Source organism: Hydrogenoanaerobacterium saccharovorans (genome assembly GCF_016901815.1).
Taxonomy (GTDB): Bacteria; Bacillota; Clostridia; order Oscillospirales; family Ruminococcaceae; genus Avimicrobium; species Avimicrobium caecorum.
Window position 1 is genome coordinate 67952 of sequence record NZ_JACSNR010000003.1, and the last position, 17986, is coordinate 85937.

The window sequence follows — 17986 nt, forward strand, 5'->3', positions numbered from 1 at the left end:
GCTTTGCCCCCTATGTGGCGGAGGCTTCCGCCGCTGCCGCTCTGAAAGCCTCCTGTTCACCCCCGCAGAGGAAGGCGGCAGATGCCCTCCGGCCTGCCGCCTGCGGCACGGACTTGGGAAGTCATATCGGAAAGCCTTCACAGAATCGCACATCAGTACGCAAAAAAGCGGCAGGATTTCCTGCCGCTTTTCGCTTTCTATCAGAACCGCCCCGCGGGCACAAATCCCGGGCATCATTTCCCACTGTGCGCGCGGAACTGCGTCCAGGCTCAGCCTGGTTAGGCCTTGTAGACTTCGCCGCCCTTCATAACGAAGCAGCAGCGGGTCATGGCAGTGATGTCCTCCATGGGATCGCCGTCAAAGGCAACCACATCAGCAAACTTGCCGGCCTCGATGGAACCGATGTCGTCCCACTTGCGCATGAGCTGGCTGGCGGTCTTGGTGGCAGCGGTGATCGCCTGAGCCGGGGTCATGCCGTTTTCACACATGAGCTGGAACTCATAGGTCTGCTTGCCGTGGAAGTTGAAGGGAGTACCCGAGTCAGTACCAAAGGCGATCGGGATATTCTCCTCCAGGCAGCGGCGGAAGTTATGGCAGGCACGGTCATAAACCTGCTTGGCCTTGGCAATCATCCAGTCGGGAGAACCGATCTCCTTGCCCTTGGTGATGATGCGCTCGGCAGCGATCAGGGTGGGAACCAGGGTGGTGCCATGCTCCTTCATCAGCTCGATGCCCTCTTCGTCCATAAGCATGCCGTGCTCCACCGAAGTAACACCGGCACGGATGGCATCCTTGATGCCGCTGGTGCCATGGGCATGGGTGGCAATGGTCATGCCGTACATCTTGGCAGTATCGCAGATGGCCTTCATCTCCTCGAAGCTCATCTGCTGGGCGCCTACGGTAGTACCCAGGCTCATAACGCCGCCGGTGGACATGTACTTGATGAAATCCGCGCCGTGCTTGATGTTGTAACGCACAGCCTTCATCATCTCAGCCGGGCCGTCGGCAGCATAGCCGCTCATGAAGGCATCGGCTTCGATGTAGGGGTTGTAATGGCTGTCCGCATGACCGCCGGTGGACGAAATGGCACAGCCGCTGACCATCATACGGGGGCCGGGGATCTCGCCGCGGTCAACCGCATTGCGGATGGCCACATCCAGGAAGCCATGGTCGCCGCAGGCACGGATGGCAGTAAAACCAGCCATCAGATCGCTCTTTACATTGTTGACGGCACGCAGGGTGGCATCACCCGAGGTCTGGTAGGGAGCAGTACCCATGGAGCTGCCCTCGCCGTTGGAAGCCAGATGCATATGGCAGTCGCAGAGGCCGGGAGTGACAAACTTGCCGGTGAGATCGATGACCTCACAGCCGTCAAACTTGGCTTCGGCAGCGGGCAGGACCGCTTCAATGCGTTCGCCGTCGGTATAGATCACAACATTTTCCCGGACAGTGCCGGTGGTGGAGTCAAACATCTTGGAGCACTTGATTGCTTTTTTAGCCATGGTGGATTACCCTTTCCTTTCTATCTCAAAAAGCGGGAACTTGCCGCTCTGGTTGTATCTCTTCCAAAAAACCGGTCTTACTTGACGCAGGGCTGACCGTCCTTCTTGTAAACCTCGCCGCCCTTCATAACAAAGGTGCAGCGGGTCATGGCGGTGATGTCCTCCATGGGATCTCCGTCAAAGGCTGCGATGTCGGCATACTTTCCGGCTTCGATGGAACCGATGTCTGCCGACTTGCGCATCAGCTCACTGCCGGTCTTGGTGGCAGCGGTGAGAGCCTCAGCCGGGGTCATGCCGTACCGGCACATCAGCTCAAATTCATAGGCCTGCTTGCCATGGAAGTTGAAGGGAGTACCCGAGTCGGTACCGAAGGCAATCGGGATCTTCTCCTCATTGCAGCGCTTGAATACGCCGGTGGCATGGGAGAATACGGTGTTGGCCTTGGCAATGGCCCAGTCGGGAGTACCGATTTCCTTGCCCTTGACTACAATGCGTTCGGCGGCGATGAGGGTGGGTACCAGGGTGGTGCCGTATTCCTTCATCAGCTCGATGCCTTCCTCGTCCATCATCATGCCGTGTTCTACCGAGGTAACACCGGCACGGATGGCGTCCTTGATGCCGCTGGTGCCATGGGCATGGGTGGCAATGGTCATGCCATAGAGCTTGGCGGTATCACAGATGGCCTTCATCTCCTCGAAGCTCATCTGCTGGGCGCCTACGGTAGTACCCAGGCTCATAACGCCGCCGGTGGACATGTACTTGATCATATCAACGCCATGCTTGATGTTGTAGCGCACAGCCTTGACCAGTTCGTCCGGGCCATCGCCGATGGCAGGAGCGGTGTTCATCTCATCGTTGAGATAGGGGCTGTAATGGTCGTCCGCATGACCGCCGGTGGTGGAGATCGCCGCACCCGAAGTCATCAGACGGGGGCCCCAGTGTTCGCCGCGGTTGATGGCGTCACGGACAGCCTCATCCGCAAAACCGTTGCCGCCTACTACACGCAGGGAGGTAAAACCAGCCATCAGATCGAGATGCGCTGTCTTGAGGCTCTTGAGAGTCCAGTCCGCGATGGTTTCATAGGGCTTGGTGACAGCGGGATTGGCTTCGCCGTTCATCGAAAGATGTACATGGCAGTCGCACAGGCCGGGAGTGACAAACTGACCGGTGAGATCAATGACCTCATAGCCATCAAATTTTGCTTCCGCGGCGGGCAGAACGGCTTCAATTCGTTCGCCGTCGGTGAAGATGACTACATTTTCCCGGACGGTGCCGGTGGTGGAGTCGAACATTTTCGAGCATTTGATCGCTTTCTTTGCCATAGTAATACAGACTTCCTTTCCCTGGTTCCGATGAATCGGCACATAAATTTCTGATTAAAAAAAGAGGCCCAGCCGGCAGGTTTTTCTGCCAGATGGTCCTCTGATTTCCGGATATGGGTTTGACGAGAGCCCCGGTTCTGAACTGAAACCGGACTTTGGGGATTGCTGCGATGCGGGTAAAGCAATAAAAAACAGCTGCCTGACGGGAGTGTGAGGTACTTTCCCCATGGGAAAGAGACCTCCGGAACATCTCCGTGAAGCTGCTGCCGCGGTAGTTTCATAGAATAATCGGAGCTGTCCGCCCATCGAACCGGGGGGGACAGACGGTATGGCTTTACCGGCAACCTTCGTCAGAGAACCTATTCAGTTTGGGACAGCTTCTCACTCGTAGAGCCAGCCCTGTGACGACGACGATAATGTCAGTAATGCCGCTAATGTCGCTGACGCTCATGCTGTCCACCTCCTGAAAATGGGTTCTCCCGGCTAAAGACGGTTGTGTTTTTCCGCTTTATCAAGTTAAGCCGTGAAGTTTGGTTTTATTATCCGCCTATTCCGGACATTTGTCAATACAGATTTTCGGATTTGTGGGATTTTATACAATTTATGTAAATTCACCGGGCTATTTGTGAATAACTTCCGTCAATTTACTAAGTGAACTTCTGCGAAAATAAAAAAGCAGCCGCCCATCTCCCAGAAAATAGCAGCTGCTTTTTTGTAACTAACCGGGGACAACCATCACCGGCAGCGCCCCTCTTAATGCCCATGATGCACCCCGGGGCAGGTTTCTGTCAACGATCGGAATCCTGCTGATTTTGGACTTCCTCCACCGCCGCCCGCACCGCAGCCACCACAAAGGCGGAAAAGGTGGATTCTTTCCCCCGGATCAGCTCCTCCACCTGGGCAATGAGTGTATTGGGAAAGCGGATATTCTTGTTGGTAGTGGGCGGTACAGACGGGATCTGAAACGCCATGCTGATTCCTCCTTGCGGTATTTCTTCCCTGCCAGTATAGCCCAGTGAAAATAAAAAGTCTGCACTGCATTTGCAGTGCAGAGCGGTTGCGCCATAAGGAATTTTCTGGTACAATGCAGACAAGGCGTTGCCATACGGTCGGCGGTTATCCCCTTTCACAACTGAAGGGGTGATGCTTTTTTGCCCCTTCGAACAGAGGGGGTGGATACTATGGAGTACATAGCTTTGATTCTTATCATTGTGTTATACACCATTGTAGAAATAAAAAAGTAACCGCCCATCCCTCGCAAAGATAGCGGTTACTTTTCGCAACTTTTAGGGGGATAACCGTCACCGGCAACGCCCCTCTTTATGTTTATTATACACCCCGGAGCGGATTTATGTCAACGCCCAGGGCCTTTCCACAAACCAAAAGCGGCAGGAAATCCTGCCGCTTTTTTTGCATAGAGAGACGCTAAGCCGGAGAGAATTTCTGAATCCGTGCCGCCTGCGGCACACCGAAACTCTTCGTTTTTCTCTATTCCCTTTTCACTTGCCGTTAAGCAGGCAGGCGCTTGAGGGTTTCGAGCAGCACAGTGCCGGCAATCTCAGCGGCAATGGCCTCATTCTCCTTGTAGGTGTTGGTAGCCTCATCATCGGCATTGTCCGAGATGCTGCGGATATTGGCAATCGGCACACCATAGATCCTGGCGATCTGTGCCATAGCCTGGGCTTCCATATCGATGCAGGCTGCATCCGGGAAGGGCGAAAGCAGCTTTTCCTTGAGCATGGAATCGGTGATGAACATATCGCCGGTGATGGTCGGACGCACTACATACTTCCAGCTGCGGTCGGTGATGGATTCACAGGCAGCCTTGGCAGCTTCGATGACCTCGGGGTCATACTCATAGTTGGATACAAAGGGGAAGTACCGTCCCATAATGGAGGGGCCTACATCATAGGTGGTGGAGCTTACGCCGATCACCACATCACCCACATGGACATCGGGCTGAATACCGCCCGCTACACCCACATTGATCACCTTGTCCACAGCGAACTTGTCGATGAGCAGCTGTGCGGTATGTCCGGCATTGACCTTGCCTACACCGCAGGTCACCAGAACGATCTGACGGCCCTCATAGCTGCCCTCATAGAAGTGAATCTCATGGAGGACAGTTTCCTTCTCAATGGTCATATTCTGCTTGATCTTTTCGATCTCCACCGGCATGGCGCCGATAATTCCGTAACGCATACGCACAGTCCTTTCTGTCAATCAGTTGTATATATTCAGTATACCCCATAAAAGACCTCCGGCGCAAGTATTCCCCGGACGGAAATTTCCCGGGAAAAGCCTCTCCCCGCCGCTTCCTTCCCGTGATAGAATAGGAGTGGATATTTTACCAGTAAGGGAGATTCTGCGCTATGAAACATCTTGCCCCTGCCTATTATGGAGCGTTCACCTGTCTGGCGGACCGCTGCCGGGATAACTGCTGTATCGGCTGGGAAATCGGCATCGATCCGGACACTGCCGCCTTCTATGACAGCTTCCCCGGCGAAACCGGCGACTGGCTGCGCAGCGGCATCACTCCGCCGGGAACTGACCGCTGTTTCCTGCCCGATGCCGGGGGACGCTGCCGGTTCCTCAATGAAAAAAACCTCTGTACTGCCTATCTCCGGGTGGGGGAACAGGCCATGGCGGAGATCTGCCGGGAACACCCCCGCTTCCACAACTGGTACGCCGATGTGCTGGAAACCGGCCTGGGGCTCTGCTGTGAGGAAACAGCCCGGCTGATCCTCACCACCCCGGGGCCGTTTACCCTGACCGGACTCCCCGACTGCCCGGACGAAGCCGAGGAGCCCGACCCCTTCCTCACAGTACTCCGGACGGTGCGGAAGATGGTGTTCCGATTTCTGGAGGACCCGGCGCTTCCCCTTGCCGAACGGCTCCGGCGGCTCACCGGCCTGGGCTGGACACTGCAGCATCACCTTGCCGACCCCGCCGGACTGCCGGCGCTCTGCCGGGAAACCCTCGCAAAGCCCGCTGCCCTCTCCCCCCTCACCGAAGCGGACGGACGGGAACTGCTCACCGCCGCCCGGGAACTGGAACGGCTCTCGGACGAATGGGAGGCACTTCTCACCCTTGGGGAATCCACCCCGTCCGCCTTCCTGTCCCCCAGCGCCGGCCCGGAGGAGGAAGCGGAACTTTCACGCATCGGGGTGTATCTCATCTACCGGTACTTCCTGCCCCTGGCACTGGACGGCGACCTCTGCTCTCCCCTCTGCTTCCCCGAAGCGGCTCTGCGGCTGATCCGGGGGCTCTGGCAGCGCGGCGGCGCAGTCCAGCCCACCGAGCGGCAGCGCATTGCCCAGCTCTTTTCCAAGGAGATCGAATACAGTGAAGAAAACCGGGAGGAGTTCTGTCAGGCAGCGCTGAGCTGGTGTGCCCGGCAGAGCCGTCCCCATCAGGAGGTATGACCCATGGCAAATCCCAAACGACCGCCCAGCCGGGAAGTCCGGCGGCTGCGGGAGGAACTGCGCCGGCTGATGGAGCGCTGGGACGCGGTGATCCGGCGGGGCGCCGAACTGGAGCGTGATCTGGCTCGGGGGCTTGCCCAGCTCCGGGAGAGCCGGGCGGCGGAGACCCTGCGGGAGATCCCGGTGACCCAGGCGGAACACCCGGACGGCGCCATCCGCACTGCCGCCCTGGAAAAGGCGGGCATTCACACCATGGCGGAGGTGCTGGGCTATTCCCGGAAGGAGCTGGTGGAGATCCCCGGCTTCGGGGAGACCAGCGCCGAACGGATTCTGGATGCCGCCGACCGGATGCTGGAAGCGGCCCGGCAGTCGGTGCGGCTGCATCTGGGTCAGGACGACCCCGCTGCCCTGCCGGTGCTGCGCACCGTCTACCGGGCTCTGCGGGAGCGTCCCATGGCGGCGCAGGCTGCGGAACAGGCCGGGGAACTCCGCAGCCGTGCCAAGGTGCTGGAACAGGAATCCCTGCCTGCCAGCGGATTTTTCCGGTGGCTGTTTGCCTCCCGTCCCCAGCGGGAACGGGCCGCGGCGGCAGTGGAGGACATCCGGGCTCTGCTGGAGAGTGAAACCGCCCGGCAGCTTGCCCGGTGGGAACAGGAGTCGGCCCAGGCCGATGCCGCCGGGGAGAGCGAGATCCTCCGGGAGTTTGAAGAACAGGCGGCAGCCTACTATACAGCGGTGGAGGACATCACCGGCACCAGTCTGCCGGACACCGCTGCCCATGGCGCCCTGAGTGACGAACTCATCCAGGCGGTGGAATCCTTCCCGCTGGACACCTCCCGGCTCAGGGTGACCCTGCGCCGGTACCAGACCTTCGGCGCCAAATATGCCCTCTGCCAGAAACGCACCCTCATCGGGGACGAGATGGGTCTCGGCAAGACCATCGAAGCCATTGCGGTGATGGCGCATCTCGCCGCCCAGGGCAGCGGGAAATTCCTCATTGTCTGCCCGGCGGGCGTGCTCATCAACTGGTGCCGGGAGATCGAAAAACACAGCTCGGTGCCGGTGCTGCGGCTCTATGGCGATGACCGGGAGGAGCTCTGTACCCGGTGGCTCTCCGAGGGCGGCGCCGGTGTGACCACCTATGAGACCCTTCAGCGTCTGCCGCTGGAAGGGCTGGAACACCTCGACCTGCTCATTGCCGACGAGGCCCACTATGTCAAGAACCCCGAAGCCCGGCGCACTGCCGCCCTCACCGCCCTGGCACAGAAGGCGGAACGGGTGCTCTACCTCACCGGCACCCCGCTGGAAAACCGGGTGGAGGAGATGTGCTTCCTGCTCTCCACCCTCTCGCCTGAAACAGCCGCCAAAGCCCGGGAGCTCTCGGATATGGCGGGAGCGGAGCCGTTCCGGCAGGCCATTGCGCCGGTGTATCTGCGCCGGCGGCGGGAAGATGTGCTCACCGAACTGCCCGAGCTCACCGAAGTGGAGGACTGGTGCGAACAGACCCCAGCCGAAGCGGAAGTCTACCGGCAGGCGGTGCAGGCGGGCAGTTTCATGGCGATGCGTCAGGCGGGCTGGAGCAGTACCGATACCGGCAAGGCCCGGCGTCTGCTGGAGCTCTGCGAGGACGCCGAAGAGGACGGACGCCGGGTGCTGATCTTCACCTTCTTCCGGGATACCATGGCCCAGGTGCGCCGTCTGCTCGGCGACCGCTGTCCCGGCGAGATCCATGGCGGTGTTTCTCCGGAGGAACGCCAGCGGATTCTGGACGAGTTCGCCCACAGTCCGGCGGGAACGGCTCTGTGCTGTCAGGTGACTGCCGGCGGTGTGGGGCTCAATATCCAGGCCGCCAGTCTGGTGATCTTCTGCGAACCCCAGCTCAAGCCCTCCACCGAAACCCAGGCCATCTCCCGTGCCTACCGCATGGGACAGACCCGGTCGGTGCTGGTGCACCGGCTGCTCACCGAGGACACAGTGGACGAGGCCATCACCGCACTGCTGCGGCAGAAACAGGCGCTCTTTGATGAATATGCCGACCGTTCTGCCGCCGGCGATGCCCAGACCCGCACCGAACAGGAGTGGATCACCCGGACGGTCGCCGGGGAACAGGCCCGGCTGGGGCTGGTCCCCGCACCGGAATCCCCTTCTCCTTCCAACTGATCCGACATACAGAAATCCCCCGGAGTTTTTGTGTTCCGGGGGATTTTTTGACGCGGAGTTTTCCACCAAAGGCCGGGGAAAGAGTGGAAAACTGCCGGAGACTGAGCCCTCTGCCCCAGGGTCCGGAAAAAAACGGAAATTTTCCTCTTGCAATTCGGCAGAGAAGTTGTTATAATCGACTTAAAATTTTAGCGCTGTAACGCGTGAATAAATGAAGGAGGTAATAACACATGAGCGAACTGCTGAACCAGGCGAAAGCCCTTGCTCCGGAGATCGTGCGGTGGAGAAGACACATTCACGAAAATCCGGAGGTCAGTGCTGTCCTGCCCAATACCTGCGCCTATGTCACCGCCGAGCTCCGCAAAATGGGGTATGAACCCTATCCCGTGGGCGGCGGTGTTGTAGCGATGCTGGATGGGCAGCCGGATGGCAAAGTGATCCTGCTGCGTGCCGATATGGACGCGCTTCCCATGGCGGAGGAGTCAGGCGAGCCTTTTGCAAGCAAGAATCCCCATGCGGCGCACACCTGTGGACATGATACCCACACGGCTATGCTGCTGGGTGCCGCCAAGCTGCTGATGGACAATAAAGAGAAAGTCAAGGGCCGGGTAAAGTTTATGTTCCAGCCTGGTGAAGAAGGTTACAACGGCTGCAAGAATATGATTGCCGATGGTCTGCTCGAATCGCCTCATGTGGATGTTGCCTTTGGTATGCATTCCGCTTCGGCTTCGGATTACAAGACCGGAACAGTCCTGTATTCCCCCGGCAGCTATGCCGCTTCGGCAGATGCCTTCAAGGTGACGGTCCATGGCAAGGGCTGTCATGGCGCCCGTCCCGAAGAGGGTATTGACCCCATCAATATCATCACCCATATCCATCTGGCGCTCCAGACCATCAACAGCCGGGAACGCAATCAGAAGGAACCGCTGATCCTCACCATCGGACAGATCATTGCCGGTGATGCCTGCAATATCATTCCGGAACGGGGGTATTTCACCGGTACTATCCGTACCTTCAATCAGCAGGTACGGGAACATGCCAAGCGCCGGTTCATCGAAATCGTCAACGGCATGTGTGCCACCTTCGGCGGTCACGCGGATATTGAGTGGACCACTGAAATGGCGCCCACCATCAATGATCCGGCTGTGACTCCGGAACTGCTCGGCTATATCCGGGAACTGGTGGGTGAAGAGAATATGGCGGAAGTTCCGGCTTCCATGGGTTCGGAGGACTTCTCGGAGGTACTGCTCAATGTACCGGGCAGCTATCTGAACCTGTCCTTCGGCTCAAAGGAGGAAGGATACCTGTTCGGCGGACATCACCCCAAGATCCGCCACAATGAGGACGCTCTGCCCATTGGTTCTGCCATCTATGCGCAGGTAGCCATCGAATGGCTCCAGCACAATAACTGAGCGGGATTTTTCCCCTTGAATTCCCCTGGTACTCCTGCTATAATAAAGTAGCTGACGCAGAGCATCGGAACCTGTTCCGGTGCTCTGATTATGGGCCTGTAGCTCAGATGGGAGAGCGTACGGTTCGCATCCGTAAGGTCGCCGGTTCGATCCCGGTCAGGTCCACCAAAAACGCGGCGCACAGATTTCGATTAGCGAAGTTTGTGCGGCCGCGTTTTTTTCATAGGGGGATTATCCCCCTCTTGACGCTGTTTTTCTCCGCCTTCGGCTCACAAAAAACAGCTGTCACCCCCTTAGAGGATAGCGGCAGATGCCTTTCGGCCTGCCGCCCCTGCGGGGGGATCAGTTTCCTGACGACCCCCGATGGCTGAGCGGGCAGGCGGGCATCTTTTTCCCTCTCACAGCTCAGTTCCAGAGGAATCTCACACCCCGGCAAACCCACCTCACTTTCCGGGATTGCCAAGGAATTGCTCCCCGCAGGGGCGCTTCGCTCAAATGTGGTAGGAACCTACGGTTCCCCCACAAACGCCCCCTCCCTGAAATGCAGTGCGGGGGTCTGGTGATTGGCTCTGTCTGTGCGGCCGCGTTTTTTTCATAGGGGGATTATCCCCCTCCTGACGCCGTTTTTCTCCGCCTCCGGCTCACAAAAAACAGCTGTCACCCCCTGCGGGGGATCAGTTCCCTGGCGTCCCTCGTTAATCACGAGGGCAAGCGGAAGCTTTCTTCCCCCACATAGCCCCACCCACCGGGCACAAGTCCGCTCTGAATTCCTGCCGCAGGGGCACACCGCACCCCGGCAAACCCGCCCCGCTTCCTGGGAACGCCAGAGAACTGCTCCCCGCTAGGGGGGTTGCGTCTTGTCCGCTTTTTACTATAATAAAAGTATCAGTCGTTTTATCCATTTGTATTTTCACAGGAGAGCTCGATATGGCCTATATTTCCCTCAATCATGTAGTCAAGCGGTATCAGATGGGCGAAGTCACCATCACTGCCGCCGATGACATCACCTTTGATATTCATAAGGGACAGTTTGTGGTGATCGTCGGCCCTTCCGGCGCCGGCAAAACCACCGTCCTCAATATCCTGGGCGGCATGGATTCCTGTGACGGCGGCGAGATCTGGGTGGACGGACGGGAGATCAGTCAGTATACCCCCCGGCAGCTCACCGAATACCGCCGGCATGACATCGGCTTTGTATTCCAGTTCTATAACCTGATCCAGAACCTCACTGCCCTGGAAAATGTGGAACTGGCTGCCCAGATCTGCCGCAATCCCCTCCCTGCCGAGGAAGTGCTCCGGCATGTGGGACTCGGGAATCGGCTGGGCAATTTCCCGGCCCAGCTCTCAGGCGGTGAACAGCAGCGGGTCGCCATTGCCCGTGCCCTGGCAAAGAATCCCAAACTGCTGCTCTGTGATGAGCCCACCGGCGCCCTGGATTATGTCACCGGCAAGGCGATCCTGGGGCTGCTTCAGAATACCTGCCGGCAGCAGGGTATGACGGTTGTGGTCATCACCCACAATTCTGCCATTGCCCCTATGGCGGATCAGGTGATCCATATCAAGAATGGTCGGGTGGATCATATCGAGGAAAATCCGGTCCCCCGTCCGGTGGAAGAGATCGAATGGTAATTTCCGTTCTGTACGGAAAGGAGGTGCGTCCATGAAGCTGTTTTCCCGGTTCACCCACAACCGGCTGATTACCGATGCCCTGCGGGAAATCCGTGCCACCCGCAGCCGGTTCCTGTCCATTCTGGTGCTGTCTGCCCTGGCGGTGTGTTTTCTGGCGGGACTGCGTGCCACTGAACCGGATATGAAAAACAGCGCTGACCGCTATCTGGACAGTCTGCGGCTCATGGATCTGCGGGTGGCTGCCACCCTGGGACTCACCGATGAGGATATCGCCCTATTGTCCGAACAGCCGGGAGTCCAGCTCTGTCAGGGCGCCTATACCATTGACGCCATGGTGAAAACCGGCGAAAAGGATTCCAATGCCAAGGTGCTCTCCTATACTGAGGAGATCAACTGTCCCGAACTGCTGGAAGGCCGCCTGCCCCAGACCCCGGAAGAGTGTCTGGCAGAACCCCGGTTTTTGCAGGAAACCGGGCTTTCCATCGGGGATACCATCACACTGGATACCGGCACCGGCGACTATGAGGACGCCCTCACCGGCACACAGTTCACCATTGTGGGCACTGCCAATTCCCCGCTCTACATCGGCGTGGAGCGGGGCTCGTCCACTCTGGGCACCGGCAAGGCGGAATACTTCCTGCTGCTGCCCATGGAGTCCTTTGCCATGGAGAGCTATACCGATGCCTATCTGCTGGTGGACGGCGCTGCGGATCTGATGACCTATTCGGACGAATATGACCAGCTGATCCAGTCGATGACCGACCAGCTCGAACCTCTGGGAGAAGAGCGGGCGGCCCTGCGTGCCCAGACGGTACGGCAGGAGGGTCAGGAGAAGATTGACGAGGCCCGGCAGGAGCTGGCAGATGCCGAACAGGAACTGGCGGACGCCGAACAGGAGCTGGCAGATGCCCGGCAGGAACTGGACGACGGCTGGGCGGACTATGCCCAGGGCCAGCTGGATTATGAGGACGGCCTGCAGGAGTACCGGGACGGCGAACAGGAGTACCAGGACGGCCTGGAGGAATACAGGGACGGAAAAGAGGAACTCAAGGACGGCGAAGAGGAGCTGGAATACGGCTGGGAGCAGCTGCAGGACGGAGTCCGGCAGTACAATGACGCCCTTGCGAAGTTTGAGGCGGGCAAGGCGGAACTGGAAGCCCGGGAAGCTGAGTGGGAAGCGGGGCTCACCCGCCTGCGGGAAGAACTGCTTCCGGCGCTGGAACAGCTCCTCCCGGGAACCGACCTGCCCGACTACCCGGACAATGCCGCCCTGCTGGCGGGACTGGCGGGAAGTGACGGCGCTGTCATCGACAGTGCCCTGGACAGTGCCCGGGATCAGATCTCGGCGGGGATCACCGCCCTGGAAGCCCAGCTCGGGGAACTGGCCCAGAGCGATTCCCAGACGGTACAGCAGCAGCTGGACGCTCTGACAGCGCAGATTGACGAACTGAATGCCCAGCTTGCCGCCCTGGACCCTGCTTCTCCGGAATATGCGGAGCTCTTTGATCAGATCACCGAGCTCACCGGACAGGCGGCGGCCCTGGAAGAGGCACTTCCCTGGCTGCGGCAGCTGGAAGGCCTCCGCAGTCAGCTGGAACAGCTCTGTACCACCGATCCCGAGGGCAATTCCGTGCCCATCTCCTCGGCAGTGATCCTCACCGGGGACGCGGCGCTCACCGCGGCCCGGCAGGAACTGGCAGCCGGTGAAGCCGAGCTGGCAGCTGCCAAGGAAAAGCTGGACAAATCCTATGACAAACTCATCGAAGGCGAAGAGGAGCTGGAACTGGGCAAGGAAGAACTCAAGGACGCCTGGGATCAGCTTCAGGACGCGGAACAGGAGCTCATTGACGGCTGGGCGGAACTGGAGGACGGACGGCTGGAACTGGAGGACGCCAATCAGGAGCTCCTGGACGGCGAAGCGGAATACGCCGATGGTCTGGCGGAATATCTGGACAAGAAGGCCGATGCGGAAACCGAGATCGCCGATGCCAGAGCCGAACTGGAGGACGCCCAGTATGAACTGGACCATCTCCGGGAAAGCGAGTGGTATATCCTCGACCGGGATACCAATATGGGCTTTGTAAGCTTCTCCATGGACGCCGACCGCATGGGCAATCTTGCCAGCGTCTTTCCGCTCATCTTCTTCCTGGTGGCGGCCCTGGTCTGCCTCACCACCATGACCCGTATGGTGGAGGAACAGCGCATTGCCATCGGCAGTCTCAAGGCACTGGGCTATTCCAAGGGCGCCATCGCCATCAAGTATGTGGGCTATGGCTTCCTTGCCAGCACCCTGGGATCACTGCTGGGTCTGGCAGTGGGTCTCACCCTGCTGCCCTGGATCATCTGCACCGCCTGGAAGATCATCTATAACTTCGGCCCCATCTATTACGGCCTGGAACCGGCTTCCTCCATCACGGCCTGTCTGGCGGCGGTGGGTACCGTCACCCTGTCGGCCCTGGGAGCCTGCTTCAGCACCCTTGCCGCTGTGCCGGCCCAGCTCATGCGTCCCAAAGCCCCGCCCATGGGACGGCGCATTCTGCTGGAACGCGTTACCCCCCTCTGGCGGCGGCTCTCCTTCAACTACAAAATCACCCTGCGCAACCTCTTCCGCTATCAGAAACGCTTCTGGATGACAGCAGCCGGCATCGGCGGCTGCGCGGCGCTCATTGTCACTGCCTTCGGCCTGCGGGATTCCATCATGTCCATCATGGAGCTGCAGTACAATGAAATCTATCATTACGATGCCATTGCCGGACTGGATCACCCCACCGGGGAACAGTGGGACGAGATCTCTGCCCTGCTGGACAGCCATCCGCTGGTCTCCGACTGGACTTCGGAGCACACCGAAACGGTCACCGCCGAATCGGATGCCTATACTGCCGATGCCTCCCTGGAAGTGGTAGCGGACAGCGAAACCCTGGAACGGTTTGTGGATCTCCGGCACCGCACCGATTCCGATCCGGTCACCCTGCCGGACAGCGGAGCGGTCATCACCGAAAAACTGGCTCAGCTGCTGGATGTGGAGCCGGGGGATACCATGATCCTGGACGGCGACAGCCGGGTGGAAATACAGGTGGCAGACATCACCGAGCACTATATCCAGCACTATGTATATCTTTCGGAGTCGGCCTATGAGGAGGTATTCGGACAGGAGCCGGAACAGAATGCCCTGCTGATCCGCTATGCCGGGGACGATGCCTCCGAACTGGATCAGGAACTGGTGGCGCTGGACGGCATCTCCTCCCTGACCCGTACCGAGGATACCCGCCGCACCTTCGGCACCAGCCTGGAAAGTGTGGACTATGCCGTGGCACTGATTATTGTCTGCGCGGCGGCCCTGGCCTTTGTGGTGCTCTATAACCTCACCAATATCAATATCACCGAGCGGCTCCGGGAGCTGGCTACCCTCAAGGTGCTGGGCTTCTATGACGACGAACTCTCGGCCTATATCTACCGGGAGAATGTGATCCTCACGGTGCTGGGTACTCTGCTTGGCATGGTGCTGGGCAAACTGCTGCACCAGTGGCTGATCCTCACCGTGGAGATCGACCTGCTCATGTTCGGACGCACCATCTCTCCCACCAGTTATCTGTGGGCAGCCCTGCTCACAGCAGTCTTTTCCCTGACGGTGAACCTCTTTGCCCACCGCAAACTCAAGAAACTGGATATGGTGGAGTCGCTCAAAACGGTGGAATAATCCCCATTCAGATTGCCCAGATACGGAGGAACCTGCCATGACAGTATCAGAATATCCCATTGCCTTTGCCGGGGCGGAGGCCTATACCCCGGAGATTATTTTCCCGGCGCTGACCCGTGCGGTGGAGGCAAGCGGCTTCACCCGGGAGATGGTCGCCGGACGGCGGGTGCTCCTAAAACCCAATCTCCTGATGAAGCGCCGTCCCGAGGAGGCCACCACCACTCACCCCCTGGTGGTGGAAGCGGCAGCCCGTCTGCTGCTTGACTGGGGCGCCAGTGAAGTGATCATTGCGGACAGTCCCGGCGGGCCCTATACCCGTCCGCTGCTGCACAGCATCTACGAAACCTGCGGCATGACCGCGGCAGCCCGGCAGAGCGGCGCCCGGCTCAATGAGGACACCGGCTTTACCACCCTGCGCCGGGAGGAAAACCGGCTGGTGCGGGAATTTTCCATCATCAACCCGGTGATGGAGGCGGATCTGGTGGTGTCGGTGTGCAAGCTCAAAACCCACAGCATGACCACCCTGTCCGGCGGTGTGAAGAACCTGTTCGGGTGCATTCCCGGCCTGCAGAAGCCGGAGCTGCATCTGCGCTTCCCGGAAAAGACCGACTTCGGCGAAATGCTGGTGGATCTGGCCCTTACAGTGAAACCGGCCCTCACCATTGTGGATGCGGTGGTGGGCATGGAAGGGGACGGCCCCTCGGGCGGCAGTCCCCGGAAACTGGGCTTCCTGGCTGCCTGCCAAAATCCCTTCCTGCTGGATCTGGCCCTCTGCCGGATCATCGGTGTCACCCCGGAAAGCGTCCCCACCATCGCCGCCAGCCAGCGCCGGGGGCTCTGCCCTGAGGACGCCGACGCCCTCTCCCTGGCGGGCGAGGTGCAGTTTGCCCGGCCGGTGCCGGGATTTGTGCCGCCCCATGCCAAGTCGGTGGACTTCCTCAGCCATACGCCCCGGCTGCTGCGCCCGGCGGTGAGCCGCCTGTGGGATCATCTCACCCCCCGCCCGGTGATCCGCCGGAAGGACTGTGTCGGCTGCGGACGCTGTGCCGAGAGCTGTCCGGCGCATACCATCACCATCGTAAGCGGCAAGGCGCAGATCCGGTACGACCGGTGCATCCACTGCTACTGCTGCCATGAGATGTGCCCGGTGCGTGCCATCGATATCCGCCGCACCCGGTTCTTCGACCTCTGACGCCAACCAGAAAAGCGGACGCCCCTCCCGGGACGCCCGCTTTTTTCATGGGGCGGAGTTTTCCACCCCTTTCCCCTTTTCCACCGGGAAAGGCGCCCGATAACTTTATCGCATAAAAGCGATAAAATTTGTGCTTGCATTTTGCCCCGGAGGTTGCTATAATGTTCCCATACCCAATACCACAGTTTTTCCGGAAAGCGGAGCTGTGGTTATAAAAATCCCGGTTGCTTTCGCGATTTTAATTGCTAAAGCACCACGACAAAACAGGAGGAACCAACCATGAAAGAACTGCTGGAACAGGCCGAGGCTCTAAGCGGCGAACTGGTGCGCTGGCGCCGTCATATCCATGAAAACCCCGAGGTAGGAGCGGATCTGCCCGATACCTGCGCCTATGTCACCGAGGAACTGAAGAAGATGGGATATGAGCCCTATCCGGTGGGCGGCGGTGTGGTAGCCATGCTGGACGGTGATCCGAATGGCAAGGTGATCCTTCTGCGCGGCGATATGGATGCCCTGCCCATGGAGGAGCAGTCCGGCGAAGCCTTTTCCAGCAAGCGTCCGGGCAGGATGCATGCCTGCGGACATGATACCCATACTGCCATGCTGCTGGGTGCGGCAAAGCTGCTCATGGACAACAAGGACAAGGTCAAGGGCCGGGTCAAGTTCATGTTCCAGCCCGGTGAAGAGGGCTACAAGGGCGCACTGCACATGGTCGAGGCAGGTCTGCTGGAGAATCCCCATGTGGATGCTGCCCTGGGTATGCATTCCCAGTCTGCCAGTGACTATCCCACCGGCACCATCATGCACACCACCGGCCCATCGGCAGCTTCGGCAGACGGCTTCAAGGTGATTGTCCATGGCAAGGGAGCCCATGGCGCCCGCCCCGAGGACGGCATCGACCCGGTGAATATCCTGGCGCATATCCTCATTGCGCTGCAGACCATCAACAGCCGGGAACGCAACCAGCAGGAGCCGCTGATCCTCACCATCGGACAGCTCATTGCCGGCACAGCCGAAAATATTATCCCCAATGACGGCTACCTCACCGGTACCATCCGGGCGTTCAATCAGGAGGTGCGGGTGCATGCCAAGCGCCGTCTGGAGGAGATTTCCAAGGGAATTGCCGCCACCTTCGGCGCCACCGCGGAGATCCAGTGGTACACGGAATTTGCCCCCACCATCAATGACCGTGCGCTGATAGCAGAACTGGACGGCTATGTCCGGGAACTGCTCGGGGACGACCGGGTGAAGATCACCGAGCCCCAGATGGGTTCCGAGGACTTCTCGGAAGTGATGCTGCGTGTACCGGGTGCCTTCTTCAACCTGAGCACCGGTTCCAGAGAGGAGGGCTACCTCTTCGGCGCCCACAATCCCCAGGTGCGTCACAACGAAGCAGCCCTGCCCACCGGCAGTGCCGTCTATGCCTACACTGCCATGCGCTGGCTGGAAGAAAACTGCTGATCACCCCCTTTCCGATTCTATATAAGTCCGGGGATTCTCCTTGCCCCGGGCGCATCAGCGGCTGTCCGTTCTGCGGACAGCCGCTTTTCTGTTCCCCGGGCATATAAAAAACCGCCCTGCATCGTGGCAAGGCGGCAGTCTCTCCCCCTTGCGCATGGGCGGTCACCGGAACCGCCTGTCACACGC

11 protein-coding genes and 1 tRNA gene are annotated in these 17986 nt (G+C 59.4%); 8 read left to right on the forward strand and 4 right to left on the reverse strand.

Annotation, left to right across the window (positions count from 1 at the left end):
- Positions 1–278: 278 nt before the first annotated feature.
- The 4 genes from H9X81_RS03980 to H9X81_RS03995 form a co-directional block, all read right to left on the reverse strand.
- Entirely contained in the window at positions 279–1502 is a 1224-nt protein-coding gene (locus tag H9X81_RS03980; RefSeq protein ID WP_204720022.1) for a metal-dependent hydrolase family protein, read from the reverse strand.
- 77 nt (positions 1503–1579) lie between these two features.
- Positions 1580–2824 (reverse strand): metal-dependent hydrolase family protein, encoded by a 1245-nt coding sequence (locus tag H9X81_RS03985; RefSeq protein WP_204720024.1) that lies wholly within the window; start codon positions 2822–2824, stop codon positions 1580–1582.
- Positions 2825–3612: 788 nt separating this feature from the next.
- Positions 3613–3795, reverse strand: a complete 183-nt coding sequence (locus H9X81_RS03990) for a YlcI/YnfO family protein (RefSeq protein WP_204720026.1) — start codon at positions 3793–3795, stop codon at positions 3613–3615.
- A gap of 538 nt (positions 3796–4333) precedes the next feature.
- Entirely contained in the window at positions 4334–5026 is a 693-nt protein-coding gene (locus tag H9X81_RS03995; protein ID WP_204720028.1) for a 5'-methylthioadenosine/adenosylhomocysteine nucleosidase, read from the reverse strand.
- 170 nt (positions 5027–5196) lie between these two features.
- Between H9X81_RS03995 and fliB the strand changes: the two genes are divergently transcribed.
- The 8 genes from fliB (at position 5197) to H9X81_RS04035 (ending at position 17800) form a co-directional block, all read left to right on the forward strand.
- Positions 5197–6249, forward strand: coding sequence for a flagellin lysine-N-methylase (fliB, locus tag H9X81_RS04000; RefSeq protein ID WP_204720030.1), 1053 nt, complete (start codon positions 5197–5199; stop codon positions 6247–6249).
- 3 nt (positions 6250–6252) lie between these two features.
- The gene (locus tag H9X81_RS04005; RefSeq protein WP_204720032.1) at positions 6253–8409 is read left to right on the forward strand and encodes a DEAD/DEAH box helicase; all 2157 of its coding nucleotides are present in this window, start codon (positions 6253–6255) and stop codon (positions 8407–8409) included.
- A 230-nt stretch (positions 8410–8639) separates the two neighbouring features.
- On the forward strand, positions 8640–9821 hold the full coding sequence (locus H9X81_RS04010; protein WP_204720034.1) for a M20 metallopeptidase family protein: 1182 nt from the start codon (positions 8640–8642) through the stop codon (positions 9819–9821).
- Positions 9822–9913: 92 nt separating this feature from the next.
- Positions 9914–9989 (forward strand) — tRNA-Ala (locus H9X81_RS04015).
- 759 nt (positions 9990–10748) lie between these two features.
- Positions 10749–11450 (forward strand): ABC transporter ATP-binding protein, encoded by a 702-nt coding sequence (locus tag H9X81_RS04020; RefSeq protein ID WP_191392598.1) that lies wholly within the window; start codon positions 10749–10751, stop codon positions 11448–11450.
- Positions 11451–11481: 31 nt separating this feature from the next.
- Positions 11482–15147, forward strand: a complete 3666-nt coding sequence (locus H9X81_RS04025) for an ABC transporter permease (protein ID WP_204720036.1) — start codon at positions 11482–11484, stop codon at positions 15145–15147.
- Between the two features lie 37 nt (positions 15148–15184).
- A complete protein-coding gene (locus H9X81_RS04030; RefSeq protein ID WP_204720038.1) occupies positions 15185–16339 on the forward strand; it encodes a DUF362 domain-containing protein in 1155 nt (384 codons plus the stop codon).
- 279 nt (positions 16340–16618) lie between these two features.
- Positions 16619–17800 (forward strand): M20 metallopeptidase family protein, encoded by a 1182-nt coding sequence (locus tag H9X81_RS04035; protein ID WP_204720040.1) that lies wholly within the window; start codon positions 16619–16621, stop codon positions 17798–17800.
- Positions 17801–17986: the final 186 nt, after the last annotated feature.

Coding starts and splice junctions, on each gene's coding strand:
- H9X81_RS03990 (WP_204720026.1), bottom strand. CDS start 3,795: ATGGCGTTTCAGATCCCGTCTGTACCGCCCACTACCAACAAGAATATC.
- fliB (WP_204720030.1), top strand. CDS start 5,197: ATGAAACATCTTGCCCCTGCCTATTATGGAGCGTTCACCTGTCTGGCG.
- H9X81_RS03985 (WP_204720024.1), bottom strand. CDS start 2,824: ATGGCAAAGAAAGCGATCAAATGCTCGAAAATGTTCGACTCCACCACC.
- H9X81_RS03995 (WP_204720028.1), bottom strand. CDS start 5,026: ATGCGTTACGGAATTATCGGCGCCATGCCGGTGGAGATCGAAAAGATC.
- H9X81_RS03980 (WP_204720022.1), bottom strand. CDS start 1,502: ATGGCTAAAAAAGCAATCAAGTGCTCCAAGATGTTTGACTCCACCACC.
- H9X81_RS04005 (WP_204720032.1), top strand. CDS start 6,253: ATGGCAAATCCCAAACGACCGCCCAGCCGGGAAGTCCGGCGGCTGCGG.
- H9X81_RS04035 (WP_204720040.1), top strand. CDS start 16,619: ATGAAAGAACTGCTGGAACAGGCCGAGGCTCTAAGCGGCGAACTGGTG.
- H9X81_RS04030 (WP_204720038.1), top strand. CDS start 15,185: ATGACAGTATCAGAATATCCCATTGCCTTTGCCGGGGCGGAGGCCTAT.
- H9X81_RS04020 (WP_191392598.1), top strand. CDS start 10,749: ATGGCCTATATTTCCCTCAATCATGTAGTCAAGCGGTATCAGATGGGC.
- H9X81_RS04025 (WP_204720036.1), top strand. CDS start 11,482: ATGAAGCTGTTTTCCCGGTTCACCCACAACCGGCTGATTACCGATGCC.
- H9X81_RS04010 (WP_204720034.1), top strand. CDS start 8,640: ATGAGCGAACTGCTGAACCAGGCGAAAGCCCTTGCTCCGGAGATCGTG.